Origin of the sequence: Streptomyces collinus Tu 365, from assembly GCF_000444875.1 — a bacterium.
GTDB lineage: Bacteria > Actinomycetota > Actinomycetes > Streptomycetales > Streptomycetaceae > Streptomyces > Streptomyces collinus_A.
The window spans coordinates 6,763,337-6,789,670 of sequence record NC_021985.1 but is presented as its reverse complement, the minus strand read 5'-3'; the positions used below and the strand labels follow the sequence as shown (position 1 = coordinate 6,789,670).

Annotated in this window: 25 protein-coding genes and 1 pseudogene; 9 read left to right on the top strand and 17 right to left on the bottom strand. The window is 73.6% G+C overall.

Annotated elements, in window-relative coordinates; translation table 11 throughout:
- Nucleotides 1-115: 115 nt before the first annotated feature.
- The 4 genes from B446_RS29450 to B446_RS29435 all read right to left on the bottom strand — a co-directional run bounded on the left by B446_RS29450 (nt 116) and on the right by B446_RS29435 (nt 3,999).
- Nucleotides 116-937: an ATP-binding cassette domain-containing protein gene (locus B446_RS29450; RefSeq protein WP_020943086.1), complete on the bottom strand. Its 822-nt coding sequence runs from the start codon at nt 935-937 to the stop codon at nt 116-118.
- Nucleotides 934-1,977, bottom strand: coding sequence for an ABC transporter permease (locus B446_RS29445; protein ID WP_020943085.1), 1,044 nt, complete (start codon nt 1,975-1,977; stop codon nt 934-936). The genes B446_RS29450 and B446_RS29445 overlap by 4 nt, the downstream gene beginning before the upstream one ends.
- Complete coding sequence (locus tag B446_RS29440; RefSeq protein WP_020943084.1) at nt 1,974-2,978, bottom strand: sugar ABC transporter substrate-binding protein; 1,005 nt, start codon at nt 2,976-2,978, stop codon at nt 1,974-1,976. Before B446_RS29440 ends, B446_RS29445 begins: the two co-directional genes overlap by 4 nt.
- A 283-nt stretch (nt 2,979-3,261) precedes the next feature.
- On the bottom strand, nt 3,262-3,999 hold the full coding sequence (locus B446_RS29435; protein ID WP_020943083.1) for a GntR family transcriptional regulator: 738 nt from the start codon (nt 3,997-3,999) through the stop codon (nt 3,262-3,264).
- Between the two features lie 137 nt (nt 4,000-4,136).
- Between B446_RS29435 and B446_RS29430 the strand changes: the two genes are divergently transcribed.
- Nucleotides 4,137-5,159 (top strand): Gfo/Idh/MocA family oxidoreductase, encoded by a 1,023-nt coding sequence (locus tag B446_RS29430; RefSeq protein WP_020943082.1) that lies wholly within the window; start codon nt 4,137-4,139, stop codon nt 5,157-5,159.
- A gap of 11 nt (nt 5,160-5,170) precedes the next feature.
- Here B446_RS29430 and B446_RS29425 read toward each other — a convergent pair whose 3' ends face one another.
- The 6 genes and pseudogenes from B446_RS29425 to B446_RS29405 form a co-directional block, all read right to left on the bottom strand.
- Complete coding sequence (locus tag B446_RS29425) at nt 5,171-6,361, bottom strand: cytochrome P450 family protein (protein WP_043476658.1); 1,191 nt, start codon at nt 6,359-6,361, stop codon at nt 5,171-5,173.
- A gap of 72 nt (nt 6,362-6,433) precedes the next feature.
- A pseudogene (locus tag B446_RS40475) lies at nt 6,434-6,535 on the bottom strand (DNA-binding response regulator); the annotation flags it as partial.
- Nucleotides 6,499-6,810 (bottom strand): hypothetical protein, encoded by a 312-nt coding sequence (locus B446_RS29420; RefSeq protein ID WP_020943080.1) that lies wholly within the window; start codon nt 6,808-6,810, stop codon nt 6,499-6,501. The pseudogene B446_RS40475 and the gene B446_RS29420, both read right to left, overlap by 37 nt.
- A 129-nt stretch (nt 6,811-6,939) precedes the next feature.
- On the bottom strand, nt 6,940-7,326 hold the full coding sequence (locus B446_RS29415; RefSeq protein ID WP_020943079.1) for a ribonuclease domain-containing protein: 387 nt from the start codon (nt 7,324-7,326) through the stop codon (nt 6,940-6,942).
- A gap of 85 nt (nt 7,327-7,411) precedes the next feature.
- Entirely contained in the window at nt 7,412-8,320 is a 909-nt protein-coding gene (locus tag B446_RS29410) for a DMT family transporter (protein WP_020943078.1), read from the bottom strand.
- Between the two features lie 156 nt (nt 8,321-8,476).
- A complete protein-coding gene (locus tag B446_RS29405) occupies nt 8,477-9,286 on the bottom strand; it encodes an AIM24 family protein (RefSeq protein ID WP_078614833.1) in 810 nt (269 codons plus the stop codon).
- Nucleotides 9,287-9,389: 103 nt separating this feature from the next.
- Here B446_RS29405 and B446_RS29400 point away from each other — a divergent pair, with 103 nt between their 5' ends.
- A complete protein-coding gene (locus B446_RS29400; protein WP_020943076.1) occupies nt 9,390-10,142 on the top strand; it encodes an SDR family NAD(P)-dependent oxidoreductase in 753 nt (250 codons plus the stop codon).
- A 377-nt stretch (nt 10,143-10,519) separates the two neighbouring features.
- Here the strand turns inward: B446_RS29400 and alc are convergent, their stop codons facing one another.
- Both alc and allB read right to left on the bottom strand, forming a co-directional pair.
- Entirely contained in the window at nt 10,520-11,650 is a 1,131-nt protein-coding gene (gene alc / locus B446_RS29395; protein ID WP_043479340.1) for an allantoicase, read from the bottom strand.
- A gap of 77 nt (nt 11,651-11,727) precedes the next feature.
- The gene (allB, locus tag B446_RS29390; protein ID WP_020943074.1) at nt 11,728-13,068 is read right to left on the bottom strand and encodes an allantoinase AllB; all 1,341 of its coding nucleotides are present in this window, start codon (nt 13,066-13,068) and stop codon (nt 11,728-11,730) included.
- A gap of 274 nt (nt 13,069-13,342) precedes the next feature.
- On the opposite strand from allB, the gene B446_RS29385 reads away from it, so the two are divergent.
- Nucleotides 13,343-14,137, top strand: a complete 795-nt coding sequence (locus B446_RS29385) for an IclR family transcriptional regulator (protein ID WP_020943073.1) — start codon at nt 13,343-13,345, stop codon at nt 14,135-14,137.
- 384 nt (nt 14,138-14,521) lie between these two features.
- On the opposite strand, the gene B446_RS29380 is transcribed toward B446_RS29385, so the two are convergent.
- A complete protein-coding gene (locus tag B446_RS29380) occupies nt 14,522-14,836 on the bottom strand; it encodes a DUF5955 family protein (protein ID WP_052352199.1) in 315 nt (104 codons plus the stop codon).
- A 129-nt stretch (nt 14,837-14,965) separates the two neighbouring features.
- Here B446_RS29380 and B446_RS29375 point away from each other — a divergent pair, with 129 nt between their 5' ends.
- Nucleotides 14,966-15,583: a nucleotidyltransferase family protein gene (locus B446_RS29375; RefSeq protein WP_020943071.1), complete on the top strand. Its 618-nt coding sequence runs from the start codon at nt 14,966-14,968 to the stop codon at nt 15,581-15,583.
- Between the two features lie 184 nt (nt 15,584-15,767).
- Nucleotides 15,768-17,393 (top strand): malate synthase A, encoded by a 1,626-nt coding sequence (gene aceB / locus B446_RS29370; RefSeq protein WP_020943070.1) that lies wholly within the window; start codon nt 15,768-15,770, stop codon nt 17,391-17,393.
- 56 nt (nt 17,394-17,449) lie between these two features.
- Here aceB and B446_RS29365 read toward each other — a convergent pair whose 3' ends face one another.
- Nucleotides 17,450-18,364, bottom strand: coding sequence for a HipA family kinase (locus tag B446_RS29365; protein WP_020943069.1), 915 nt, complete (start codon nt 18,362-18,364; stop codon nt 17,450-17,452).
- A gap of 146 nt (nt 18,365-18,510) precedes the next feature.
- On the opposite strand from B446_RS29365, the gene B446_RS29360 reads away from it, so the two are divergent.
- Nucleotides 18,511-19,407, top strand: a complete 897-nt coding sequence (locus B446_RS29360) for a YihY/virulence factor BrkB family protein (protein WP_020943068.1) — start codon at nt 18,511-18,513, stop codon at nt 19,405-19,407.
- Nucleotides 19,408-19,410: 3 nt separating this feature from the next.
- Here B446_RS29360 and B446_RS29355 read toward each other — a convergent pair whose 3' ends face one another.
- Both B446_RS29355 and B446_RS29350 read right to left on the bottom strand, forming a co-directional pair.
- Entirely contained in the window at nt 19,411-20,628 is a 1,218-nt protein-coding gene (locus tag B446_RS29355) for a PP2C family protein-serine/threonine phosphatase (protein WP_020943067.1), read from the bottom strand.
- The gene (locus tag B446_RS29350) at nt 20,625-22,202 is read right to left on the bottom strand and encodes a sensor histidine kinase (RefSeq protein ID WP_020943066.1); all 1,578 of its coding nucleotides are present in this window, start codon (nt 22,200-22,202) and stop codon (nt 20,625-20,627) included. Before B446_RS29350 ends, B446_RS29355 begins: the two co-directional genes overlap by 4 nt.
- A 151-nt stretch (nt 22,203-22,353) precedes the next feature.
- On the opposite strand from B446_RS29350, the gene B446_RS29345 reads away from it, so the two are divergent.
- Complete coding sequence (locus B446_RS29345) at nt 22,354-22,692, top strand: hypothetical protein (protein WP_234967578.1); 339 nt, start codon at nt 22,354-22,356, stop codon at nt 22,690-22,692.
- Between the two features lie 3 nt (nt 22,693-22,695).
- Entirely contained in the window at nt 22,696-23,127 is a 432-nt protein-coding gene (locus B446_RS29340) for a response regulator (protein ID WP_020943064.1), read from the top strand.
- A gap of 45 nt (nt 23,128-23,172) precedes the next feature.
- On the opposite strand, the gene B446_RS29335 is transcribed toward B446_RS29340, so the two are convergent.
- The gene (locus B446_RS29335; RefSeq protein ID WP_043476653.1) at nt 23,173-24,681 is read right to left on the bottom strand and encodes an IucA/IucC family protein; all 1,509 of its coding nucleotides are present in this window, start codon (nt 24,679-24,681) and stop codon (nt 23,173-23,175) included.
- A 104-nt stretch (nt 24,682-24,785) separates the two neighbouring features.
- Here B446_RS29335 and B446_RS29330 point away from each other — a divergent pair, with 104 nt between their 5' ends.
- Nucleotides 24,786-26,330: an IucA/IucC family protein gene (locus tag B446_RS29330; protein ID WP_020943062.1), complete on the top strand. Its 1,545-nt coding sequence runs from the start codon at nt 24,786-24,788 to the stop codon at nt 26,328-26,330.
- The last annotated feature ends 4 nt before the right edge of the window (nt 26,331-26,334 follow it).

The following is a 26,334-nucleotide window of genomic DNA, read 5'->3' as shown; positions in this document are numbered from 1 at the left end:
CGGTCGATTGTGCCGCACGCACAGGCCGGGTGCGGCGCGGGGCGGGAGGAGGGAACGCGCGAGCGGGGCCGTCCGCGGGTGCGTCGCGGCCCGTCGCGCGGTCCCCCGGTACCCGTCAGTCGCGCCGCAGTTCGTGGCGCAGCGCCTCCAGGTCGGACCCGCCCGCCATCTGCCGGGTCAGTTCGTCCAGGATGATGCCGTCCCGTGTGTGATTGCCCACCATCGTCCCCCGGCGCAGCAGGACGAAGCGGTCGCCGACCAGGTACGCGTGGTGCGGGTTGTGGGTGATCAGCACGACGCCCAGGCCCTCGTCGCGTGCCGCCGCCACGTACTTCAGCACCACGCCGGACTGCTTGACGCCGAGCGCGGCGGTCGGCTCGTCCAGGATCAGGACCTTGGCGCCGAAGTGGACCGCCCTGGCGATGGCCACGCACTGGCGTTCGCCGCCGGAGAGGGTGCCGATGGGCTGGTCGACGTCCCTGAGGTCGATGCCCATGCGGAGCAGGGCCTCGCGGGTGGTGCGGCGCATGAGGCCGGTGTCGAGGCGCTTGAAGGGGCCCACGCCGGTGCGGGGCTCGGAGCCGAGGAAGAAGTTGCGCCAGACCGGCATCAGCGGGACGACCGCGAGGTCCTGGTAGACGGTGGCGATCCCGCGGTCCAGGGCCTCGCGCGGGGAGGACAGCCGGGTCTCCTCGCCCTCGATGCGCAGCGTGCCGCCGTCGTGCGGGTGCAGGCCGGCGATCGTCTTGATCAGGGTCGACTTGCCCGCGCCGTTGTCGCCGAGGACGCAGGTGATCTCGCCGGCGTGGACCTCCAGGGAGACGTCCTGAAGGGCGCGGACGTTGCCGTAGCGCTTGCTGACGCCTTCCAGCTCGACCAGCGGGGTGCGTTCGGTGGTCCCCGTGGCCGCGGGGGTCCCGGCGGTGGTCCCGGTCATTTCGTCGCCTCCGCGCGCTTGCGGACCCAGGCGTTGAGCAGGGTCGCGAGGAGCAGCATCGCTCCGAGGAAGAACTTGAACCAGTCGGGGTTCCACTCGGCGAAGACGATGCCCTTGCTGGTCATGCCGAACAGCAGGGCGCCGATGGCCGAGCCGACGGCGCTGCCGTACCCGCCGGTGATCAGGCAGCCGCCGATGACGGCCGCGATGATGTAGATCAGCTCGTTGCCGACGCCCTCGCCGGACTGGACGGCGTCGAAGGAGAACAGCAGGTGCTGGCCGGAGACCCAGGCGCCGAAGGCCACGCCCATGTAGAGGGCGATCTTGGTCCGGGCGACCGGGACGCCCACCGCGCGGGCCGCGTCCTGGTTGCCGCCCACCGCGAAGATCCAGTTGCCGGCGCGGGTGCGCAGCAGGATCCAGGAGCCGAGGGCGACGAGGGCGAACCACCACAGGACGGTGACCCGGACGTCGACGCCGCCGAGGGTGAGGGTGGAGGCGAAGACGGCGTGGGCGCTGGGGAAGCCCTCCATGTCGGCGATGGTCTTGGTGGAGACCGTGCCGTCGATGAGCTTGGTGAAGCCGAGGTTCATGCCGGTCAGCATGAGGAAGGTGCCGAGCGTGACGATGAAGCTGGGCAGCCGGGTGCGGGTGAGCACGAAGCCGTTGAAGGCGCCGATCGCCAGGCTGACCAGCAGGGACACGCCGACGCCGACCCAGGTGTTCGCCGTCATCTGGTAGCTGAACATCGAGGAGACCAGCGCCGAGGACGTCACGAGGACGCCGGCGGACAGGTCGAACTCACCGCCGATCATCAGCAGGGCGACCGGTACGGCCATGATCCCGATGGTCGAGGAGGCGTACAGGACCGTGCCCAGGCTGGCGGCGCGCAGGAAGCCGTCGGCGGCCAGGGCGAAGAAGACGAGGACGGCGAGGGCGCCGACGACCGAGCCGAGCTCGGGCCGGGCCAGCAGCTTCCGCAGCGGTGAGGTCTGCAGAATCCTTTCGTCCCGCAGGTCCCCGTCGGTGGCCGCGCTCATCGGGTGCCCCGCTGGGTGTACTCCGCGAGGGCGCCGGCCTGGTCCTTGGTGATGATCTGCGGACCGGTGAGGACCGGCTTGCCGCCGCCGAGGACGTCGCCGTTGTACTTGTACAGCCACAGCAGGTCGACGGCCTGGTAGCCCTGGAGGTACGGCTGCTGGTCCACCGCGAAGCCGAGGGTGCCGTCCTTCAGCTCGGCGGCGACCTTGGCGTTGAGGTCGAAGGTGTCGACCTCCGCGGAGCTGCCCGCGTCCCCCTTGGCCTTGACGGCCGTGTCGGCGTACGGGGCGCCGAGGGTGACGACGGCGTCCACGGACTTGTCCGCCTGGAGCTTGGCCTCGATCGCGGACTGCACGTCGGGCATGTTGGTGCCGTTGACGTACAGCTTCTGGACCGTGCCGTGGAAGGTCTTCGCGACGCCGTCGCAGCGCTGTTCGTGGCCGACGTTGCCCTGCTCGTGCAGGACGCACAGGGCCTTCTTGCGGCCGCGCCGGTTCAGTTCGTCGCCGACGGCCTCACCGGCGATCGTCTCGTCCTGGCCGATGTGGGTGAGGGCGCCGAACGCCTTGGACTGCTCGGAGCCGGAGTTCACCGTGACCACCGGGATGCCGGCCTTCTCGGCGCGGGCCACGGCGGCCTTGAGCGCGTCCGGCTTGGCGAGGGTGACGATGATGCCGTCGACCTTCTTGTCCACCGCCGCGTCCACGAGCTGCGCCTGCTGCTGCGCCTGGGCGTCGTGCGAGTAGACGAAGTTGATGTTGTCCTTGACGGCGGCCTGCTTGGCGCCGCTCTGCACGATGTCCCAGAAGGTGTCGCCGTCGCCCGAGTGGGTGATCATGGCGAACGTCCAGCGGGGCGTGTTCACCGCCGCCCTCCCCTGGGCCGCCGCGGCCTTGCGGGCGTCCTCCGCCCGCTTGCCGCCGGTGCTGCTGCAGGCGGTGAGGGAGATGCCGAGCGCCCCCGCCACCGCGATGCCTACCCAGGTCCGAAACCGTGCCACGAGGCCGTGCCCCTTCTTGCCGTGTGTTCTTGCCGTGTGTTCTTGCTGTGCTCCGACGTGCGCGAGGGGCGGGCGGGGACGCCGTCGGTACGATCCGGCGGCGACCTCGCCTGCCCCAAACACTTCAGTATCGAACACCGGGAGCGCCCCTGACATGCCCGGGGCGCGGTGGGACGGCACTTCGTCCGGACATTGCGACAAACCGTCGGTGGGCCGTCGGCGGCTCACCGACGGTTTCCGGCCGGTCCCCGGCCCGTTCTCCGGCCGGTTGCCCGGCCGTTCCTCAGGGGCGTACGAGGAGCTGGAACTCGAAGGAGTAGCGGCCGGGGCGGTAGGTGTGGTCGCCCAGCTCGACCGCGCGGCCGGTGTCGTCGTAGGTGGTGCGCCGCATGGTCAGCAGCGGGGCGCCCTCCGCCTCGGTCAGCCGCTCCGCCTCGGTGCCGGTGGCGCCGCGCGCGCCGATGGACTGGCGGGCGCTGTGCAGGGTGATCCCGGCGGAGCGCATCAGCCGGTACAGGCCGGTGGCCTCGAGCCGGCCGGTGTCCAGGTCCATCAGGCCGGGTGGCAGGTGGTTGATCAGGTAGGCCATGGGCTCGCCGTGCGCGAGGCGCAACCGCTCGATCCGGTGCACGTCGCCGCCCTCGGTGACGCCGAGCGCGGCGGCGACCTCGGCGGACGCGGGGACGACGGTGTTGACGAGGACCTTCGTGGCGGGCCGCTGGCCGGCCGCCTCGAGGTCGTCGTAGAGGCTGCTCAGCTCCAGGGGGCGCTTGACCTGGCTGTGCACGACCTGGGTGCCCACGCCCCGGCGGCGGACGAGGAGGCCCTTGTCGACCAGGGACTGGATGGCCTGACGGACGGTGGGCCGGGACAGTCCGAGCCGGGCGGCCAGCTCGATCTCGTTGCCCAGCAGGCTGCCGGGCGTGAGTGCGCCGTGCTCGATGGCCGCTTCGAGCTGCTGGGAGAGCTGGAAGTACAGCGGCACCGGTGAGCCGCGGTCCACGTGGAGGTCGAGCGACACGGTCGGGTCCCCATCTGGTTTCGGCACGGGCCGAGCGTAGTCCCGTGCCCGGTTGACGGGAAGTTGTGTAGACAGATTGTCCAGTTGTTCAGACATTAGCATTGACAGGGTGCGGTGTTCGCCCTCACTTTGTTCCCATGCGCATCGGGGTCATCGGTACGGGTCGCATCGGCACCATTCATGCGAACACGCTGAGTCGCCATCGTGAGGTCGGATCGCTGATCCTCACGGACGCCGATCCGGCGCGGGCCCAGGCACTGGCGCAGCGGCTGGGCGAGACGGCGGCGCCCGGGGTGGACGAGATCTTCCGGTGGGGCGTGGACGCGGTGGTGATCACCACGGCGACGGCGGCGCACGCCGAGCTGATCGGCCGGGCCGCGCGCTCGGGCCTGCCGGTCTTCTGCGAGAAGCCGATCGCCCTCGACCTGCCGGGCACGCTGCAGGCGCTGGCGGAGGTGGACGCCGCCGGAACGATTCTCCAGATGGGTTTCCAGCGGCGCTTCGACGCGGGGTACGTCGGCGCCCGGGACGCGGTGCGCTCGGGACGGCTCGGGCGGCTGCACACCGTGCGGGCGACGACCGCCGACCAGTCCCCTCCCCCGCCCGAGTGGCTCCCGCTGTCCGGCGGGCTGTTCCGGGACACGCTGATCCACGACTTCGACGCACTGCGCTGGGTGACCGGGCGCGAGGTGGTCGACGTGTACGCGACCGGCTCGGACGCGGGGCCCGCCATGTTCCGCGCGGCCGGCGACGTGGACACCGCCGCGGCCGTGCTCACGCTGGACGACGGCACACTGGCCGCGGCGACCGCGGCCCGGCTCAACGGGGCGGGCTACGACGTCCGCATGGAGCTGGCCGGGGAGCGGGACACCGTCGTGGTGGGCCTGGACGACCGCACGCCCGTGGCGTCCACCGAGCCGACCGGGCCGCCGCCCGCCGACAAGCCCTGGACCGGCTTCCTGGAGCGGTTCGGCCCCGCCTACGAGGCCGAACTGTGCGCCTTCGTGGAGGTGCTGCGCGGGGCGCGGCCCAACCCCTGCGACGGCCACGAGGCCCTCCAGGCGCTGCGGATCGCCGAGGCGTGCGAGGTGTCCCGCCGCGAGCGCCGTCCGGTACGGCTGGCGGAGATCGAGGGCCGGGTCCGGCCGTCGGACGGCTGAGCCCGGACCGCTCACCAGCGCACCGGGAGCGTGCGCATGCCTCTCATCAGCAGGCCCGGCAGGTACTCCCCGGGCGGGCCGTCGAGGGCGAGGCCGGGGGCGCGCTCCAGCAGGGTGCCGATCGCGATCCGGCCCTCGAGGCGGGCCAGCGGCGCGCCCAGGCAGAAGTGGATGCCGTGGCCGAAGGCGAGGTGGCCGCGGGTGTCGCGGCGGATGTCGAACCGGTCCGGGTCGGGGTAGCGGCCGGCGTCGCGCTGGGCGGCGGTCAGGCCGATCATCACGTGCTCTCCGCGCTCGATGCGGGTGCCGGCGATCTCCAGGGACTCGGCCGCGTACCGGAACGTGGCGCTCTGCACCGGGCCCTCGTAGCGCAGCATCTCCTCGACGGCGCCGTCCAGCAGGCTCCGGTCGGCCCGCAGGGCGGCGAGCTGGCCGGGGTGGGTGAGCAGGGCGTGGACGCCGTTGCCGATCAGGTTGACGGTGGTCTCGTGGCCGGCGATCAGCAGCAGGAAGGCCATGCCGCGCAGTTCCACCGGGGAGAGCCGGTCGCCGTCCTCGGCGGTGGTGCGGACCAGGTCGCTGAGCAGGTCGCCGGTCGGGCCGCCGGCCCGCTTGTCCTCGATCAGCTCGGTCAGGTACTCGGCGAGACGGGTCATCGCCGAGTACTCCGCGTCCCCGCCGGAGGGGGCGACCACCTCCGTGGACATCTTGCGGAACTCCGCGCGGTCCATGTCGGGGACACCCAGGAGCTCGCAGATGACGGTGATGGGCAGCGGGTAGGCGAGCGCGTCGATGAGGTCGGCGCGGCCGCGCGGCAGCATCTCCTCCAGCAGTTCGTCGGTGATCTGCTGGACGCGCGGGCGCAGCAGCTCCACCCGGCGGGCCGTGAACGCGCGGGTGACCAGCGAGCGCAGCCGGGTGTGCTGGGGCGGGTCGGTGGCCAGCAGGTGCTTGCCGATCAGGTTCTCGTCCAGGAAGCTCGCGTCGATCTTGGCGAAGTCCTTGGCGAGCCGGGGGTCGGCGAGCGCCGCGCGTGCCTCGTCGTACCCCACGACCAGCCAGGCCGCGTAGTCCGGGTCCGCGCCCGGCGGCCGGATCCGGTGCACGGGGCCGCGCTCGCGCAGCCGCGCGTACACCGGGTGCGGATCGCTGCGGAACGCGTCTCCGAACTCCCCCAGGTCGACCACCCGTTGCCTGTCCATCGTTCCCCTTCCGGACTCCCCCGAGGCGCACCGGGCACGTCCCGGTACCCGGACAACGCGCGAGCCGTGCGCTCAGTGCCCGTCCTCGTCGAGAAGCCCCGCGTCGTGCACGAGCAGGGCTGTCTGGACCCGGTCGTTCAACCCGAGCCTGGCCAGGATGCGGGAGACGTGCGCGGGGCGGAGTTGACGACGGTGATGTCCGGGGCGCCGGCGACGCGGACGGCGTCGCTCCCGGGGGCGTGCTTGCGGGCGTTGGTGAGCGCCGCCTGGGCGATGCGGTAGGCGGTGCGCCCGGCGGAGGCGGGGACGGCGGCCGGATCGGCGACGCGGTGGTCGAGGGTGACCTCCATGCCCGCCTCCCGGCACTCGGCGACGAGCGCGTCCAGCGCCGCCGGCGTCGGCTGGGGGCGGCCGCCGCAGGCGTCGTCGCCGTCGCCGGCGCGCAGCACGCCGATGATCTCCCCGCTCCGCGGAGCGGGAGGTGCGGTGCCTGCGACCGGTCCCGCGGCCGTGCTTGGGGCAGGCCGCGGGACGGGGGTCGTGCCGTGGGGGAACCGCCGGAGGACGGCCCGGGCGGATCAGCAGTCGAAGTCGATCAGGTCGAACGTGGCGTAGTGGTCGGAGGTGTAGTAGTCCTCCTGCTGCTCCTCGCCGGTGACGATGCGCCGGGCACCGCGCGTGGAGGAGCCGGGGGTCTTCACCGTGTACTCGTGGTAGTAGCCGGACCACTGACTCGGCAGCACGCCCTCACGGTTGGAGAAGACGATCCCGTCCTGCGAGTAGGGGAAGGGGCCGCCCTGGTCGATCAGCCGCAGCGTGTCGTCGGCCTGGGACGGCAGGGCGCTGTGGCAGATGCTGCCGACGGCGGCGGAGGCGGTGGTGGCGGAGACGGTGCCGCCGACGAGGAGGGTGGAGAGCAGGGCGCCCACGGCGCCGATGCGGGTCAGGTGTGGGGGGAGGTTCATGACTTCATGATGACGCGCGTAGACGTTGGCATGTCAACGACAAGGTTGAAGAGTTTCCGTTCAAGTCCCGTGAAGCTTCCAGAAGTTAACGTGCGGCCCGGCGTCCCCACGCCGTCCCCACAAGGACGAGCACGCCGCCGGCCAGTCCGACGGCGCCGAGCCGGTCCCCGCCCAGGGCGATACCGGCCGCGGCCGCCCACAGCGGCTCGGTGCCCAGCAGCAGGCCCACCCGGGACGGGGAGGTGCGGCGCACGGCCCACATCTGCACGAAGAAGGCGACCAGCGTGCACAGCACCGCGAGGAAGAGCAGCCCCGCCCACTGCCGGACGCCGAAGCCCGCCGCCGTCGCCCACGGCGACTGGCCGGTGCCGGCCGACAGCACCGCGAAGACGGCCACCGCGGTACCGAGCTGGACCGTGGTGAGGGGCAGCGCGCCCGCGCCCCGGACCGCGCGGAGCCGGGACATGACGAGGACGTGCAGGGTGCGGGCGAGGGCGGCGAGCAGCATCAGCAGGTCGCCGAGGGAGGGCCGGGTGAAGCCGGCGCCCTGGGTGAGCAGGACGACGCCGAGCACCGACAGGGCCGCGGCGCCGAGGAAGGGCGGGGTGGGCCGGGTGCGCTCGGCGGCCGCCTCGGCGAGCGGCGTGAAGATCATGGTGAGGCTGATGACGAGGCCCGCGTTGGTCGCCGAGGTGTGCACCACCCCGTACGTCTCCAGCAGGAAGATGCCGCTCAGGATCAGCCCGAGCAGGGCGGCGCCGCGCCACTGGGCGCCGGTCAGGGCGCGCAGCGGGCGCCACCCGGCGACGGCCAGCACGGGCAGCGCGAGGGCGAACCGGAGGACCAGGACGGCGAGCACCGTACGGGCCGTGGTGACGTCCTTCGCCGCGAGGTAGCTGGCGCCCCAGAACGCGGCGACGAGCAGGACGGGCAGGTCCGTGTGCCAGGCGCGGCGGGGCGCGACCCGGGCGGCCGGTACGGCGATCGACGACATGGTGCGGCTCTCCGGGTGCGGGGCGGGGGTGCGCAGACGTCGGCGGCTCGCGCGGGGCGCGCTCACCGTACCGGCCGCGAAGGCCCCCGGCCAGGGCTTTTTCCCGGGCCGGGGGGGGTGCCGGGCATCCTCGGGAGCGCCTCGCCACTCGTCGGTTCAGCCGGCGTGCGTGGAGAACAGTCCGCCGGTCGGGCCCTGCTTGTCGCCGCCCTGGGCCTTCTTCAGGGCGTTGGCCAGGCTCTCGATGGTGAGGGACTGCAGGATGACGCGGCCGTTGCCCTCCAGGGTGGCCAGGGACAGGCCCTCGCCGCCGAAGACGGCGTTCATGATCCCCTGCCGGTTGAGGCCGCCGACGCGCTGGACGCCGTACTGGATGCCCTCCTCGAAGGCGACCACGCAGCCGGTGTCCACCTCGATGCGGCCGCCGAAGTCCGCCGGGTTCAGATCGATGAAGTTGCCCGCGCCCGCGATGATCACCGTGCCCCGGCCGGTGAACTTCTCCAGTACGAAGCCCTCGCCGCCGCTCATGCCGGTCCGCCCGCCCTGGAAGGCGATGCCGAACTCGACGCTGGACTCGGCCGCCACGAAGGCGTCCTTCTCCGCGAACCACGCGCGCGTGCCGTCCAGCTCAAGGGCGCGCATCTCGCCGGGCAGCACGCCCGCGAAGCCGACGGTGCCCTGGCCGCCCTGGGCGGTGAAGTACTGGAACGCCAGCGACTCGCCGGCCAGCATGCGCTGGCCGACCTGCATGGCGGTGCCCATGGCCTGGCGCAGCATGCCGCCCATGCCGCCGCCTCCGCCGTTGCCGTTGCCGTTGCCCGACGGGCTGGACAGGCGCGTCTCCATGGTCACGTTCGTCGTCTTGAACAGGAACTTTCCCGCCTCGCAGTAGACGGTCTGGCCGGGGTGCAGGTTGACGACCGCCATCTGCATGGCGTTGCCCACGATTTCTTGCTGAAGAGTCACGGCGGGAGAACGCGGACGGGGGAGCGAAGAGTTCCGGTTTCGCGCGCACGTCCGTGTCCGTTCGCCGCCAGCGGACGCGCTGCGGGGCCGCTGGGATGGAGCCATGACGAACACGAACGGATCTCTCGACGGCAGGACGGCCCTGGTCACCGGCGGCAGCCGGGGCATCGGCGCCGCGACGGCGCTGCGGCTCGCGCACGACGGCGCGGACGTGGCGGTGACCTATGTGAAGGGCGAGGAAGCGGCCGAGGAGGTCGTCCGGGCCGTCCGGGCGCTGGGCCGCCGCGGGGTGGCGGTGCGCGCGGACGCCGCGGACGCGGCCGAGGCGGCGGGCGCGGTGGAGCGGGCCGCCGACGCGCTGGGCGGCCTCGACGTGCTGGTGAACAACGCGGGCGTGGCGGCCCTCGGCGCCCTGGCGGACCTGTCCCTGGCCGAGGTCGACCACACCCTCGCGGTCAACGTGCGCGGGGTCTTCCTGACCTCCCGGGCGGCCGCCGCGCGGATGGCGTCCGGCGGCCGGATCATCACCATCGGCAGCTGCCTCACCCGCCGGGTCCCGGGGCCCGGCGGAACGCTCTACGCGACCAGCAAGGCGGCGCTCGTCGGGCTCACCAAGGCGCTGGCCCACGAGCTGGCGGAGCGCGGGATCACGGCGAACATCGTCCACCCCGGCCCGACCGACACCGACATGAACCCCGCCGACGGCCCCTCCGCGGCCGGCCAGGCGGCGATGACCGCCCTCGGCCGCTACGGAACGGCCGCCGAGGTGGCCTCGGCGGTGGCCTACCTCGCCGGGTCCGGGGCCTCGTACGTCACAGGGGCCGAGCTGGTCGTGGACGGCGGCTTCGCGGCCTGACGGCGGCACGGCACGCGCGGGTGGACGGACGCTCCACCACCCGCCCCGCCCCGGTGTGGCGGGGCACGCGCGGGGACGGCGGCTTCACGCCCACAGCAGAGTCGAGCGGCACGCGCGGGTGGACGGACGCTCCACCACCCGCCCGCCCCGGTGTGGCGGCACGCGCGCGGGGACGGCAGCTTCACCGCCCGCAGCGGAGCGGGGCGGCACGCGCGGGGACGGTGGGCTCGCCGCTCCGTCACGGCGCGGCACGCGCGGGTGGGCGGCGGATTCGCCGCCCCTCCGCGGCGCGTCGCCGCACGCGCGCGGAGCGCACCGGTGCTGTCCGGCCGGTGCGTCCCGCGCGCGTGGGAGTGGGTTTCGGCCCGGAAGCCGGCTCAGCCGCCCAGTTCCTGGTGGCGGGCCGCGAGCCGCTGGGCGCCGTCCTCGGTGAGGTTGCCGAACAGACGCAGGCGGGAGATGCCGCCGTCGGGGTAGATGTCCACGCGCGCGTGGGTGCCGACGGCGGGCCGCGGCAGCACGAAGCGGTGGTTGGTGTCGGGCTGCATGCGGGTGCGCGGCAGGACCTCGGTCCACTCGCCGCTCTCCCCGTCGCGCACGGAGACCGAGGCCCAGCCGGCGCTGTTGCCCTTCAGATACGCCGTGTCGATCTCGATCGCGCGGATCTCGGACCGGCCGACCAGCCGGTAGCTGATCCAGTCGTTGCCCTGGTCGCGCCGCCTCCGGGTCTCCCAGCCGTCGTCCATCTTGCGGGAGCGGCCCGGCTGGATGGTGTTGGTGGCCGGGGAGTAGAAGAGGTTGGAGGCGTCCTCGGCCAGGCCGCCGTTCTCCAGGGCGACCACGTCGAAGGTGCCGAGCGCCTGGAGCCACCGCGGGTCCGGTACGACCTCGCCGTACACGCGCAGCCGCGCGATGCCGCCGTCGGGGTGCTGGTTGAGGCGCAGGTGTGTGAAGCGCTGCTCGGCGGTGACGTCGAAGCCGTTCGCCGCGTGGCCGCCGACCGCGGTGCGCGGCACCAGCGTCGTCCACTTCACGTCGTCGCCCAGCAGCTCCTGCGGGGACGGGGAACCCGGCACCGAGGTGGCCTCGACCGAGACCGCCTGCGGGTAGTTGCCGCGGAAGTGGGCGGTGTCGACGACGATCCCGCGGATCACTCCGGGCGCGCCGAGCCGGACCAGCGCCCAGTCGTGGTCGTCGGCGGTCGGCCAGGGGTGCTCGGCGGAGACGCCGCGCCTGCGGCGGGTCTCCCAGCCGTCCATGACCTTGCCCTTGTGCCCGAAGTGCTCGGGGTCGAACTCGGCCCGCTCGGGCACCAGCAGGTTCTCCCGCTCGGCGAAGAACTCGTCGTTGGCGGCGACGACGCCGGCACCGAGCCGCCGGTCGGCCAGGTTGGCGTACCGGGTGAAGGGGAAGTCGGCGGTCCGGTAGTCCGCGTACGGGTCGCCGCCTCCGTAGGGGTTCGCGTCGCCGGTGAAACGGGCTCGACTCGCATCTTGCTGCGCCGTCACGGTGATCAAGGATCCTTTCGGGAGTCGCCGGGTGCGGGAAAGCGGGGCCTGGTTGGGGGGGGTGGGGGTCGGGAGGCTCACTCGGGGCGGGTGAGGAGGGTGCCCTGCGGGGCGGTGAACTCGCCGTCCGCGACGATGCGCCGGCCGCGCAGCCAGGTGGACTTCACCACGCCGTACAGGGTCCGGCCGGCGTACGCGGTGACCCGGTTGCGGTGCTGGAGCCCCGCCGGGTCGACGGTGAAGGTCTCGTCGGGGGCGAGGACGGCGAAGTCGGCGTCGTGGCCGGGCGCGATGGCGCCCTTGCGGGCTTCGAGGCCGACCAGGGCGGCCGTGCGGGTGGACATCCAGCGGACGACGTCCTCCAGGCCGTGGCCGCGCCTGCGGGCCTCGGTCCACACGGCGGGGAGGCTGAGCTGGAGACCGGAGATGCCGCCCCACGCGGTGGCGAAGTCGTCGGTCTTCAGGTCGACGGTGGAGGGTGAGTGGTCGGTGACGACGCAGTCGATGGTGCCGTCGGCAAGCGCCTGCCACAGCACGTCCTGGTTGGCGGCCTCGCGGATCGGCGGGCAGCACTTGAACTCGCTGGCGCCGTCGGGGACTTCCTCGGCGGTCAGGGTGAGGTAGTGCGGGCAGGTCTCCACCGTGAGGCGGACGCCCTCGGCGCGGGCTGCGGCGATCAGCGGCAGCGCGTCACCGGAGGACAGGTGCAGCACGTGGACGCGCGCGTCGTGCTCCCTGGCCCGCGCGATCAGGTGCGCGATGGCCGTGTCCTCGGCGTCGCGCGGGCGGGAGGCGAGGAAGTCGGCGTACCGGGGCCCGCCGTGCTGGGGCGCCGCCGCCAGGTGGTGCGGGTCCTCGGCGTGCGCGATCAGCAGGCCGCCGAAGCCGGCGATCTCCGCCAGGGAGCGGCCGAGCTGCTCCTGGTCGAGGTGCGGGAACTCGTCCACGCCGGACGGCGACAGGAACGCCTTGAAGCCGAAGACGCCGGCGTCGTGCAGCGGGCGCAGGTCCCCCACGTTGTCGGGCAGGGCGCCGCCCCAGAAGCCGACGTCTGTGTGCGCCTTGTCGGCGGCGACCTGCTGCTTCACCCGCAGGTTGGCGACCGTGGTGGTGGGCGGCAGGGAGTTGAGCGGCATGTCGACGAGGGTGGTGATGCCGCCGGCGGCCGCCGCGCGGGTGGCCGTCCAGAAGCCCTCCCACTCGGTGCGGCCCGGGTCGTTGACGTGCACGTGGGTGTCGACGAGGCCGGGCAGCAGGACGTGGTCGCCGAAGTCCTCGACGCGTGCGCCGGCCGGTACCTCGGTGTCGTACGGCAGGACGGCCGTGATGGTGCCGCCGGACACGGTGACCGCGGCGGCCCGGGTCCCCTCCGGAGTGATGACGCGCGTCGAGCGCAGCACCAGTTCAGCGTCGGACACGCGAACCCCTCTCTCTGCCGCCGGCCTGCTGCCAGGAAACGGGATGTACACCCACGTAACGGATTTCAACGTTCTGTTGAAGGAGTCTTCACTCCCGCCTTCCCCTCGTCAAGGGGCACACTTCGAAGCGGGGCGGCGGGGCGGGTCGGTCTGGACGTTTCCACAAAGTGGAATTAGAATTCCATCAAGCAGAACGTAGCTACGTACAGGCGGGCAGTCAACCGGCCGCCGGGTAGGCTTCAGCCCTTCCCGCCCGCCCCGAAAGGAACGCGCCGTGCCGACGTCCAGCGCCAGCACCACCGACTCCGCCAAGTCCTCCGCCGGCGGCGGGGTCCAGTCACTGGAGCGTGCCTTCGATCTGCTCGAGCGGATGGCGGACGCGGGCGGCGAGGTGGGCCTGAGCGAGCTGTCCGCCACCAGCGGCCTCCCGCTGCCCACCATCCACCGGCTGATGCGCACCCTGGTGGCCTGCGGGTACGTGCGCCAGCAGCCGAACCGCCGGTACGCGCTCGGGCCGCGGCTGATCCGGCTCGGGGAGTCCGCGTCCCGGCTGCTCGGCACCTGGGCCCGGCCCTACCTCGCCCGGCTGGTCGAGGAGACCGGTGAGACGGCGAACATGGCGCTGCTGGACGGCGACGAGATCGTCTACGTGGCGCAGGTGCCGTCCAAGCACTCGATGCGCATGTTCACCGAGGTCGGCCGGCGGGTGCTGCCGCACTCCACGGGGGTGGGCAAGGCGCTGCTCGCGGGCGTGGCCGACGACGAGGTGCGCGCGCTGCTGTCGCGTACGGGCATGCCGGCCGCGACGGAGAAGACCATCACCACGCCCGACGGCTTCCTCGCCGCGCTGGCCGACGTCCGGCAGGCGGGCTACGCGGTGGACGACAACGAGCAGGAGATCGGGGTGCGCTGCCTCGCGGTGCCGGTCCCCGACTCCCCCACGGCCGCCGCGATCTCCATCTCGGGGCCGGCCGGACGCGTCACGGAGGCGGCGACCGAGAAGATCGTGCCCGTGCTCCAGCAGGTGGCCCTGGAACTCTCCCAGGCGCTGGCCAGCTCGGGAGCCTGAGCACCGGCCTGCGGCGCTCGCCAGAGCTTGCCCTTAACGCCCCGGCGCAGATCAGCATCTCGAGCCTCTCGCCCCGGCGGCCGTCAGAGGCTTGCCGGTGGCCGGTGGCGAGATCCTCGCCGAGCCGGGCGCCTCGGCCCAACTCCGCCGGAAGGCCCGCGCGCAGAGCAGCGCGAGCACCGGCGTGGCCGGCGCAGGCGGCGCGGGCGCGAGTACGGAGCCGGCGCCGGGCGGGTCCTGTCACCCAGCGGGCCGCGCGGGCAGCCCGCCCTCGTCGCGACCCGGCGGGCCGCGCGGGGCCGCACCCCTCGGCCTGCCCCATGGGACCCCCGCGGTCAGCACACCCCGTAGCCCCCGGCGGGGTGCCGCGGCGATCCGTGCGCCTCAGCCCGTCCCGTTCTCCGCGAAGCGGTCCACCGCCTCGCGTACTTCCGCCACGCCTCGGGACAGGGCGCTGACCGAGCCGATGGCTCCGGCGATCAGTAGCAGGGACCTGCGCAGGCGGGGGGTCTCGGGCGGGCCGCCGGCGGCCATCGCGGCCAGGGCGGCCAGTTCGTCCTCCGCTATGCCGCGGTCGGGGAACTCCACCGGGTGTGCGGCGAGTTCGCGGCGCAGGCGGGCCACCGCGGTGCGCAGTACCGCCACTCTCTGGTCCTCGTCGCTGTCGGCCACCGGCCTCTGCCCCAAGCTCCGCAACACGGCCCTCCCCCTCGCACGCCCTCGTGCGCGGGTCAGTTAACGCCACCCCGTGCCGGAGCGCCACCGCGCGGACCGAAATTCAGCCCAAGGGAACCGGCCGGGACCGGCCGCGTCAGGTATGCAGGAGACATGGACACCCGAGACCACGCCCCCGACCCTCGTACGGAGATCGCCGCTCTGCTGCTCGCCGCGGGCGGCGGCAGACGGCTCGGCGGACGCCCCAAGGCGCTGCTGGAACACCGGGGGCGCCCCCTGGTCGAACACGCGGTCGGCGTGCTGCGCGCGGCGGGATGCGCCCGGATCCACGTCGTGCTCGGGGCGCGGGCGGACGACGTCCGCGAGCGCGCCGACCTGGCCGGGTGCGTGCTGGTCGACAACCCCGGCTGGGCCGACGGCATGGGCTCCTCGCTGCGCGCCGGGCTCGGCTCGCTGGCCGGCACCGGCGCGCGGGCCGCGCTGGTGAGCCTGGTCGACCAGCCCGGCATCGGGCCGCGGGCGGTGACCCGGGTGCTGGCCGGGTACGAGGACGAGACCTCGCTGGTCTCGGCGGCCTACGCCGGGGTGCGCGGCCACCCGGTCCTGTTCGGCGCGGCGCACTGGACGGACATCGCGGCGGCCGCCACCGGGGACCGGGGCGCGCGCGCCTACCTCGAGGAGCACGCGGCCCGGGTCAGGCTCGTGGAGTGCGCCGACGTGGCGGAGCCGTACGACATCGACACCGAGGCGGACCTGGTCCACCTCGAGTGAGCGGGGTGGCACGGGGCGCCACCTTGCCTCGACTCAGAGAATCTCGACATCAACAAACCATTGAAGTTCCACGATGAGGAAACTACTATCCACTGTTCAGAAGCGCCCGACCGCACAACGGGCGTCATTCGCCCTATTCGTGCCGCCTGGCACCCGGTGCCACCGCTGAAGGAAGTGACAGCTCATGTCCGCACCAGCGCCGTCCCCGCTGGCCATCGTCGACGCCGAGCCCCTGCCCCGGCAGGAGGAGGTCCTCACCGAAGCGGCGCTCGCCTTCGTGGCGGAGCTGCACCGGCGGTTCACCCCGCGCCGTGACGAACTCCTCGCCCGCCGTGCCGAGCGCCGCGCCGAGATCGCCCGCACCTCCACGCTCGACTTCCTTCCGGAGACGGCCGCCGTGCGCGCGGACGACTCCTGGAAGGTCGCCCCGGCCCCGGCCGCGCTGAACGACCGGCGCGTGGAGATCACCGGCCCCACCGACCGCAAGATGACCATCAACGCGCTCAACTCCGGCGCGAAGGTGTGGCTCGCCGACTTCGAGGACGCCTCAGCGCCCACCTGGGAGAACGTCGTCCTCGGCCAGGTCAACCTGAGCGACGCCTACACCGGGAACATCGACTTCACCGACGAGCGCACCGGCAAGACCTACGCCCTGCGCCCGGCCGCTGAGCTGGCGACCGTCGTCATGCGCCCGCGCGGCTGGCACCTGAACGAGCGCCACCTCACCGACGCCGACGGCACCCCGGTGCCCGGCGCCCTGGTCGACTTCGGCCTGTACTTCTTCCACAACGCCCAGCGGCTGCTCGACCTCGGCAAGGGCCCGTACTTCTACCTGCCGAAGACCGAGTCGCACCTCGAGGCCCGGCTGTGGAACGACGTGTTCGTCTTCGCCCAGGACTACGTCGGCATCCCCCAGGGCACCGTCCGCGCCACCGTGCTGATCGAGACGATCACGGCCGCGTACGAGATGGAGGAGATCCTCTACGAACTCCGCGACCACGCCGCGGGGCTGAACGCCGGCCGCTGGGACTACCTGTTCTCCATCGTGAAGAACTTCCGTGACGGCGGGCCGAAGTTCGTCCTCCCGGACCGCAACGCGGTGACCATGACCGCCCCGTTCATGCGGGCCTACACCGAACTCCTCGTGCGCACCTGCCACAAGCGCGGCGCGCACGCCATCGGCGGCATGGCGGCCTTCATCCCCTCGCGGCGCGACGCCGAGGTCAACAAGGTGGCCTTCGAGAAGGTCCGCGCCGACAAGGACCGTGAGGCCGGCGACGGTTTCGACGGATCCTGGGTGGCCCACCCCGACCTGGTGCCGATCGCCATGGAGTCCTTCGACCGGGTCCTCGGCGACAAGCCCAACCAGAAGGACCGGCTGCGCGAGGACGTGCACGTCGAGGCGGCCGACCTGATCGCCGTCGACTCGCTGGAGGCGAAGCCGACGTACGCCGGTCTCGTCAACGCCGTGCAGGTGGGCATCCGTTACATCGAGGCCTGGCTGCGCGGGCTCGGCGCGGTCGCCATCTTCAACCTGATGGAGGACGCGGCCACCGCCGAGATCTCCCGCTCCCAGATCTGGCAGTGGATCAACGCGGGCGTCGAGTTCGAGAACGGCGACCGGGCCACCCCGGAGCTGGCCCGCAAGGTGGCCGCCGAGGAACTGGACGCCATCCGCAAGGAGATCGGCGAGGAGGCCTTCGCGGCCGGCCACTGGCAGCAGGCGCACGACCTGCTCCTGCGGGTCTCCCTCGACGAGGACTACGCCGACTTCCTGACGCTGCCGGCGTACGAGCAGCTCAAGGGCTGAGCCCCGGCGGTACGGCGGGCGGCTCCGGGACACGTCCCGGGGCCGCCCGTCCGCGTTCACCCCAGATGCGCCGACCAGTCCTGTTCCGCGGCCGGCTTGCCGTGCAGGTCCGGGACGCGCTTGAGCCAGGCCGGGCGGGCCGCCTGGCTCTTCGCCGCGCGGGCCGCCTCTTCGGCAGCGAGCTCGGCACCGGTCGGGAAGTCGGTGGGCAGCCACTGCGACGAGAGCCGGACCCGGGCCAGGAGATAGGCGACGTAGGCCTCCCGGACGTCGTCGGGGCTCGCGAACCCGGCGTCCTCGGCGAGCCAGGCGTCCGGGACCTCCGCGAGGATCGCGCGCAGCAGTTCCCCGGTCACCCGTGGGGCGAGTTCGGCGTCGGCGGCGCGCGTGTCGGGGCCGTAGCGGCCGAGGGCGTGGTGGCGGAAGTCGTAGCGCTTGCCCGGGGTGGTGGTGTCCCAGCGGTGGTGGAAGACGAGGGCGGCGCCGTGGTCGATCAGCCACAGCCGCGGCGGCACGGTCCCGAGGGTCGGCCAGACCATCAGGTTGGAGCTGTGCACCGTGCGGTCCACGTTGACCGTGAGCGCGTCCAGCCACACGATCCGGCCCGCCTCCACGGGGTCGACGGCGAACGAGCGCGCGATCTCCGGGGTGAGGTCCGCGGCGCCCGGGAGGAGGTCCATGCCGAGGTTCACCCCGGCGCTCGCGCCGTGCAGGTCCCGGACCTCCTGGTGCGGCTCGGCGTCGGCGATCCACGGGTCGAAGTGGACCAGCACCAGCTCGGGGAAGCGCAGACCCAGCGCGCGGGCCAGTTCCCCGACGACGATCTCGGCGACCAGCGCCTTGTGCCCCTGCGCCGAGCCGGTGAACTTCACGACGTACGTGCCGAGGTCGTCCGCCTCGACGACGCCGGGGACGGAGCCGCCGGAGTGCAGGGGCGCCACGTACCGGGTCGCGGTGACCTCTCTCAGCATGCGCTAGGTTCCCTTGCTTCCGTTTCCGGGAAGGAGGCAAGCATAGTAACCCAGCGTAATCGTCTTTTCGTATCGAGGATGGCGGGCAGATGCTCCCCGACCCGGTCCCCGGTCGAGTGAGCAGTGAAGGTGAGAACATCCGCGCCATGGACAAGACGGACGGTGGCACGGCCCGGTGGTGGGCGGCGCTGCGCCGGACCCCGGTGGCCGTCTGGAACGACGACGTCACGGACTGGGCCGCCGCCCTGACGTACTACGCGGTACTGGCCCTGTTCCCGGTCCTGCTGGTGATCCTGTCGATCATCGGCCTGACCGTCCCCACCGCGAAGCCCGAGGTCATCGACAGCCTCTCGCAGGCCGCCCCGGTGGCCTCGCGGGCCCTGCTGCGCGGGGCCCTGCGGCAGACGGCCGGGCAGTCGTCGACGGCCTGGACGCTGGTCTTCCTCGGTGCGGCGGGGGCCCTGTGGTCGGGGTCCAGCTATCTGAGCGTGTTCCGCCGGGCGCTGCACTCCATGCACCGGGTCAACTCGCACCGGCCGGTCTGGCGCACCGCTCCGCGCATCCTCGCCACGGCGCTCGTCCTGATCGGCCTGCTGCTCACGACCACGATCGCGCTGTTCCTCACCGGCGCCCTGACCCGGCGGCTGAGCCGGGTCCTGCACCTGGGCACCGGGCCGCAGGCCGCCTGGGACGCCCTGCGGTGGCCCGTCATGGCCGCGGTCGCCGTCGTCCTGGTGCTGGTCCTCTACCGCTCGGGCCCGGTGTCCTCCCGTCCCGTCGGGCGGATGGCGCCGGGCGGCGCGCTGGCGGTGCTCCTGCTGCTGGCCGTCTCGCTCGGGTTCACCCTCTACACCTCGCGGGTCGGCGCGTACGACCGGCTGTACGGCTCGCTGGCGGGCGTGGTCGTCTTCCTGATCTGGCTGTGGCTGTCCAATCTGGCCCTGCTGGTCGGCGCCCAGTTCAACGCGGAACTCGCCGGTACCGGCGCGCCGGGCGCCGGCAGCCGCGCCGACGGGGAGGCGCTGGTCCCCGGCCGCCGGTGAGGTTCACGCGTGCGGTGCGCCGCGCCCCGCGGTGGTGGGAGGGCCGGACGCCTCCGTGCGCCAGTCCAGGCGCAGCACGGCGAGGTCGTCGGTGTGGCGCTCCGCGTTGAGCGCGCGGGTGCGGGCGATGAGCCGGTCGAGGTGGGTGCCGGGGTCGGACGTGTCCAGGGTGTCGATGATGCCGAGCAGGCCGTCCACGCCGAGCCGGGTGCCCGTGCCGTCCACGAAGCCCTCGACGAGGCCGTCGGTGTAGGCGGTGAGCGCGCCCTCCGGGGGCAGCGCCAGGGTGGTGGCGGGCCAGGCGCCCAGTCCGGGTGCGATGCCCAGGGCGATGCCGTGGGCGGCCACGACCTGCCGGGTGCCGTCGGGGGTGGTGATCAGGGGCTCGTGGTGGCCGGCCAGGTGCAGGGTGAGGGTGGCGGCCTCGGCGTCCAGGGTGATCAGGGTGCAGGTGGTGAACAGGTCGCTGCCCGCGCGTTCGGCGATGTGGATCTGTTCCAGGAGGCGCAGCAGGTGCTGGTCGCGGTGGCCGCCGAGGGTCAGCGCGCGCCAGGCGATGCGCAGGCAGACGCCGAGCGCGGCGGCGTCCGGGCCGTGGCCGCTGACGTCCCCGATGACGGCGTGGACCTGGCCGTCGTCGGTCTGGACGACGTCGAGGAAGTCGCCGCCGAGCAGGGCCTGGGCCCGGCCGGGGTAGTAGCGGCTGGAGGCGGTGACGGCGGCGGAGGACAGGAGGGGTTCGGGCAGCAGCCCGCGCTCCAGGCGTGCGTTCTCCGCCGCGCGCAGGCGGCCGATCTGCAGGGCGGCGTTGGCGCGTTCGGCCTGCTTGCGCTGGACCGCGTAGCGGACGGCCCGCTGCATCAGTTCGGGTTCGACCGTGCCCTTGACGAGGTAGTCCTGGGCGCCCGCGGCGAGCGCGTCGACCCCGGCGCGTGGTTCGTCCAGTCCGGTCAGCACGATGATGGCGGCGTTCGTGTCGCCCTGGACGGCGTGCACCGTCTCCACGCCCGAGGCGTCCGGCAGGTGGAGGTCGAGCAGCACGCAGTCGACGGGGGCCGTCTCCAGGGCCAGGCGCGCCTCGGCCGCCGTGCGGCACCGCTTCAGGGAATGCGGCAGGTCGGTGTCGAGGAGGAGTTCCTCGACCAGGAGCGCGTCCCCGTCGTCGTCCTCCACGAGGAGCACGTCGTACCGCTCGGCCTGGTCCGCGGCCGGGGCGGTCACGGCCGCGCCTCCCGGTCCGGGGCCGCGGGCGCGGCCGCGAGGGCGGGGAGGACGACGAGCACGCGGGTGCCGGTCCGGTGGCCGGGGTCGATGCCGATCGTGCCGCCGTGGAACTCCACGACCTTCTTGCACATGGCGAGGCCGATGCCGGTGCCCGGGTAGGCGTCCTTGGTGTGCAGCCGCTGGAAGAGGACGAAGACCTTCTCCTGGAACTCCGGCGCGATCCCGATGCCGTTGTCGGTGACCGTGAACCGCCAGGTGTCCCCGTCGCGCGCGGCGCCGACGTGGATGCGCGGCGGCCGGTCGGGACTGCGGAACTTGATGGCGTTGGACAGCAGGTTCTGCCACAGCATGCCGAGCTGGGTCGGGTCGCCGACGACGGTGGGCAGGGCGTCGTGGCTGATGTCGGCGCCGGTCTCCTCGACGCTGACGCTGAGGTCGCCCAGCGTCCTGGTGAGCACCTTCTCCAGGTCCACGGTCTGCTGCTCGTTGTGGACGCGGCCGACCCGGGAGAAGGCCAGCAGGTCGTTGATGAGGTTCTGCATGCGGTTGGCGCCGTCGACGGCGAAGGCGATGTACTGGTCGGCCTTCGCGTCCAGCTGCCCGCCGTAGCGCCGTTGCAGGAGCTGGGTGAAGCTGGACACCTTGCGCAGCGGCTCCTGGAGGTCGTGCGAGGCGACGTAGGCGAACTGCTCCAGTTCGGCGTTGGACCGCTTCAGCTCCTCGGCCTGCTCGTCGAGCATCCTGCGGGCGCCCTCGGTGAAGCGCAGCTCCTCCACCAGCCGCAGCCGCATGGAGTCCACGTCCGCGGCCAGCAGGCGCAGGTCGGCGGGTCCGGTGCCTTCGAGGGAGCGGTCGAAGCGGCCCTGCGCGACCTCGCGGGCGGCCGAGCCGAGCCGGGTGAGCGGGCCGGTGACGCCGCGGCGCAGGGCCTCGAAGACGAGCGCGGCCACCAGGAGGATGACGACCGCGATGACGGCGAACATCCAGTCCCGCAGGGTCGTCGCCCGCCGCAGCTCGCGCGTCGCCGCGATCCGCTCGTCCCACAGGTGGGCCTGCTGGCGCGTCATCGCGCCCCGCAGGGCGTCGAAGTCGGCCTTGCCCGCGTCGGCCCGCTGCGCGGCGATCCTCGCGGCCTCGCCGGGGGCGGCCGCGGAGACCGGCCCGGCTATGTGCGTCCGCCAGGCACCGGCGTACCGCTCCACGGCGGCCAGGTCGGCGAGCCCCCGGTCGTCCCCGCGGAGCAGGGGCCGCAGCCGCCTGGTCGCCGTCCTCTGGTCGGCCGCGCCCCGCGCGTAGGGCTGCAGGAAGTCGGGGCGGCCGGTCACGCCGTAGCCGCGGATGCCGGTCTCCTGGTTGACCATGGCCGCTTCGATCCGGATCGACTCGATGAGCGCCGGGGAGCGCCGGTCGACCAGGGAGGCGGTGATCTGCGAGGTGCGCCACATCGCCCAGCCGCCCAGCGAGCCCAGCACCGCCAGGACGACGAGCGCGCCGGTCACCCCCACGCGCAGCCAGCGGCGGGTCGTCCAGTCGGCGAAGGAGCCCGGGGTCTTCGGGGGACCGCTGGTCATCGTGGTGGAGCCTCTCCCTCGGCCGGCCGTCCTGCTTGCTTGTCATACGGCAAGCACACTGTACCCGCATCCCGACAACACGTGTTGTCCACATTCGTGGTCGGGCAGTACAGTGACGCCCATGCCAGGTCCGTCTCCCACTCCCCGCCCGATGAGCGAGGATACGGCCGTGCTGGTGGACCGTCTGGTGGACGAGGTCGCCCGGCGCCTGGCGCCGGAGATCACCCGCCCGCCGGCCGAGCCCGCCGACAGATCCCCCGAGTCCCGCGGATACGCCCTGCTGCGCCTGCGGGTCCTCACCGACGTCAGACGGGCCGTCCGGCACCTGGAGGAGCAGGCCGCCCGGTCCGCCGCCGAGTACGGAGCCGGATACCCCGAGATCGGCCAGGCAGTCGGCATGAGCCGGCAGGGAGCAAGGCGCCGCTGGCCCGGTCTGATCGGCAACGGCGCACACCAACCGACCCACCGCCCCCCATCCCGGAGCACCTGAATCATGGCTGCCGCCACCACCCGCCCCTATGACGTGCTCCTGGTCGAGGACGACGTCGCCGACGCGATGCTCATCCAGGACGCCCTGACCGAGCGCGGTGCCCGTAACCTCACCCAGGTCTCCGACGGCGTCGAGGCGCTGGAGTACCTGCGCGACCCGGGCAACGCGCGTCCCGACCTCATCGTGCTCGACCTGAACATGCCGCGCATGAACGGGCGTGAGTTCCTGGCCGTGGTCAAGGAGGACGCCGCGCTGCGCACCATCCCGGTCGTCGTGCTGACCACCTCCGCCGCCCCCGACGACGTCACGGGCGCCTACCAGCACCACGCCAACGCCTACGTCACCAAGCCGGTCAACCTGGAGGAGTTCGAGGCGGCCGTGCGCAGCATCGACGCCTTCTACCTCGACGTCGCCGTCAAGCCTCCCAAGGAGTAGGGCCGCACGGCCGCCGGGCGGGCCGCCGTCCCGCGGCCGGGCCGGTCAGGCGCCGGCCAGCGGGTTCGGCAGCGGGCGGTAGCGGGCGGCGGCGCCGTCCGCCCCGGTCCAGCGCAGCAGCAGGTTGGTCTTGCCGGGCAGGGTGGGCGAGGTGAGCAGGGCGTGGATCTCGGGCAGGGCGTGCCGGGCGAGTTCCCGGCGGGCGGCGGGCCAGGGGTCGAACCCCGGGTGGTCCTCGGCGAGGGCGCCGGCGATCTCGCCGAGGTGGTTGACGACCAGGCAGTACACCAGCCGCTCCCAGCCCGCCTCGCGGGAGACGTCCGCGAGCAGTTTGGCGCCCTCGGCGTCCCGGAACAGCGCCTGCACGGGAGTGCCGGCCGCGTCGACGGCGACCAGGGTGTTCTGCAGGTGCGCCTCCAGCACGACCCCGTGCTCGTCGAACGCCTTCAGGGCGGGCGGGACGACCTGCCGCAGGTACGCCTCCCACCAGGTCCCGGGCGTGGCCGTGGCGGCCAGGGGGCTGCCCTCGAAGCCCTCCGCGAGGCCGGCCGCCAGCAGCGCGTCGGTGCCCGGCAGGAGGTGGCCGCGCAGCCCGTCGCGGACGAGTACGGCCAGTTCCTCGAAGGCGAAGGCGGCGGTGCGGTAGCCGCGGTCGGCCAGCCAGGCCGCCGGCGGGCCGAGGGCGGCGAACGCCGCGCGGGCGGCCGTGTCGGTGCGGCGCAGTCTCAGCAGGTCGTGGCGCCACAGCCGGCGGACGTCGTTGGTGATGCGCACGTCGAGGCTGAACTTCAGGAAGAGGTCGCGCCGCGGCTCGTACACCGTGCGGACGGCCGCCGTCGGCCAGGTGTCGAAGCCGGTGGTGCCGAGCCGGACGAGCCGGCCGTCGGCGAGGTACGGATCGAGCGCGCGGCCGAGGAGGCCGAGCTGCCAGGGGTGGGCGGGCAGCAGCCGGTAGCCGGGCGGGGACGCGCCCAGGGCGTCCAGGGCGCTGGTGTCGCCCTCCTCGGCCACCTGGTCCTCGCGGACGCCGAGCAGCGTCAGCGGGAAGTGCGCGTGGGCCTCGGGCGCGTACGGCAGCCAGGCCGCGGCCGGGCCGCCGCCGCGCGCCTTGGGCGCCGGGTGGTGCGGGTGGCCGGTGATCAGGGACTGCTCGGAGCGCAGGTACGGGTCGCGGGGCTCGGCCGCCCGGGCGCGGGCGGCGAGCAGGGCGGCGACGGTGTCCCGGCTGTCGATCATCTCGGCGGGCACGTCGCCGCCCGCCGACCCGGTGAGCCGGCGCAGTTCCTCGGCGACCAGTTTGACCAGCTCGGAGTGGCCGAGCCGGTGCCAGGTGCCGGCGTCGGACACCTCCGGCTCGGCGGGCCGGCGGCCGGGGCGCACCCGCAGCAGGCGGCCGGTGCCGGGCAGCCGGTAGACCGGCCGCGCCCCGGGCCCGGGCTCCGGGAGCGGTTCGGCGATCTCCCGCAGCAGGCAGTTGAGCAGGGGGGCGGCCGCATACGCGTCGGCACGCCGTCCGACGGCGTCGGCGGGAGGCTTGAGGTCCACGCGATCCATTCGTTCTTCGTCGGGGGCCCGAAGGCGATCAGTATGTCTGTCGTCCCTGTGTCTGTCGTCCCAGACCATCGTGCCCCGTGCCGCGTGTATCCGAGGAGCCGACCGTGTACCAGTACCCCACCGCCGAGGCCCGGATCGCCGAGGAGCTGGCCGCCGTACGGCCCGGCCTGCTGCCCCGGTACACGGCCGGGCTGCCGGGCGCCCGCGCGGCGGTCCTGACCCGGCTGTGGCGGGCTTTCGCGCACGAGCCGCTGCCGTGGATCACCGGCCGGGTCCGCGGCGCGCACGCCCTGGCGCTGCGGCTGGCCGACGGCCGGACGCTGCACGGCCCGCTCGCCGACCCGTACGCCACCGGGGACCGGGTCACCGCCGTACGGCTCGACCGCGACCGCCACGACGACCCGGCCCGGCTGATGACCGCGCTCGCCGTGCCGCACGCTGCCGCGTTCGCGGCCGAACTGGGGGACAGCGTGGCCTCCCTGGCGCTGTCCCGGGCCGACGCGGACCACCCGGACGAGTGGCCGGCGGGCGACGCCCGGGCCGACGACGGGAGCCGGGACTGGGAGTGGGAGCAGCGGGTGGTGGACGGGCACCCCTTCCACCCGAACTGCCGTTCCCGCCCCGGCTTCTCGGTGGCGGACCAGCTGGCGTACGCGCCCGAGCACCGGCCCGTGGTGGAGCTGGGCACCCTCGCGGTGCCGGCCGCCGAGTGCCTGGTCTCCGGGGACTGGCCGGACGAACTGCGCTCCGGCGGGGACCTGTTGCTGCCGGTGCACCCCTGGCAGGCCGCGCACGTGCTCGAGCGGACGTGCGTCCCCTGGCGGCCCGCGCACCCCCTGATGTCGCTGCGCACGCTCGCCCTGGACGACGACGGCCCGCACGTGAAGACGGCGCTCAGCGCGCGGCTGACCTCCTCGGTGCGGGACATCTCCGCGTACTCCGTGGAGGCGTCGGCGGCGCTCACCGCCCTCGCCTCGGACCTGGTCGCGCGCACGGACGGGCTGCTGCACATCACCCGCACCCTGGGCGCGGCCACCGCCCACTCGCCCGATCTCGCCGCCCTGTTGCGGGAGTCGCCGCGGGTGTACGCGGGACCCGGCGAGCGGGTGCTGCCGGTGGCCGCGCTGCCCGTCAGCGGCCTCGGGGACTCCCCCGCCCGGCTGGCCCGCCTCACCCGGCTCGCCCTCACGGTCGGGCTGCGGCTGCTGGACCTCGGCGTCGCCCTGGAGGCCCACGGGCAGAACCTGCTGGTCGTGCTCTCGGCCGACGGCACCCCGCTGCGTCTGGTCTACCGCGATCTCGCCGACATCCGGATCAGCCCCGCCCGGCTGCGGCGCCACGGCATCACCCCGCCGCCGCTGACCGGCCGGCTGGTCACGGACGACGAAACGGCCCTGCGCCGCAAGCTGTTCGGGTCCCTGGTGGCGGGGGCGCTGGCCGGTGCGGCGGGCTCGGGACCGGCGCTCGGCGCGGCGCTGGCGGCGGCCCTGCCCGGCCTGCCGCGCACCCCGGACCTGGCCGCGCTGCGCGAAGGTCCCGTGCCCGCCAAGGCGTTGACGCTGATGCGGCTCTCCCCCGAGACCCCCGGCGACCTGTGGACGGCACTGCCGAACCCGCTCGTTTTGGAGCCCGGCACCCGAGATCAATAAGATC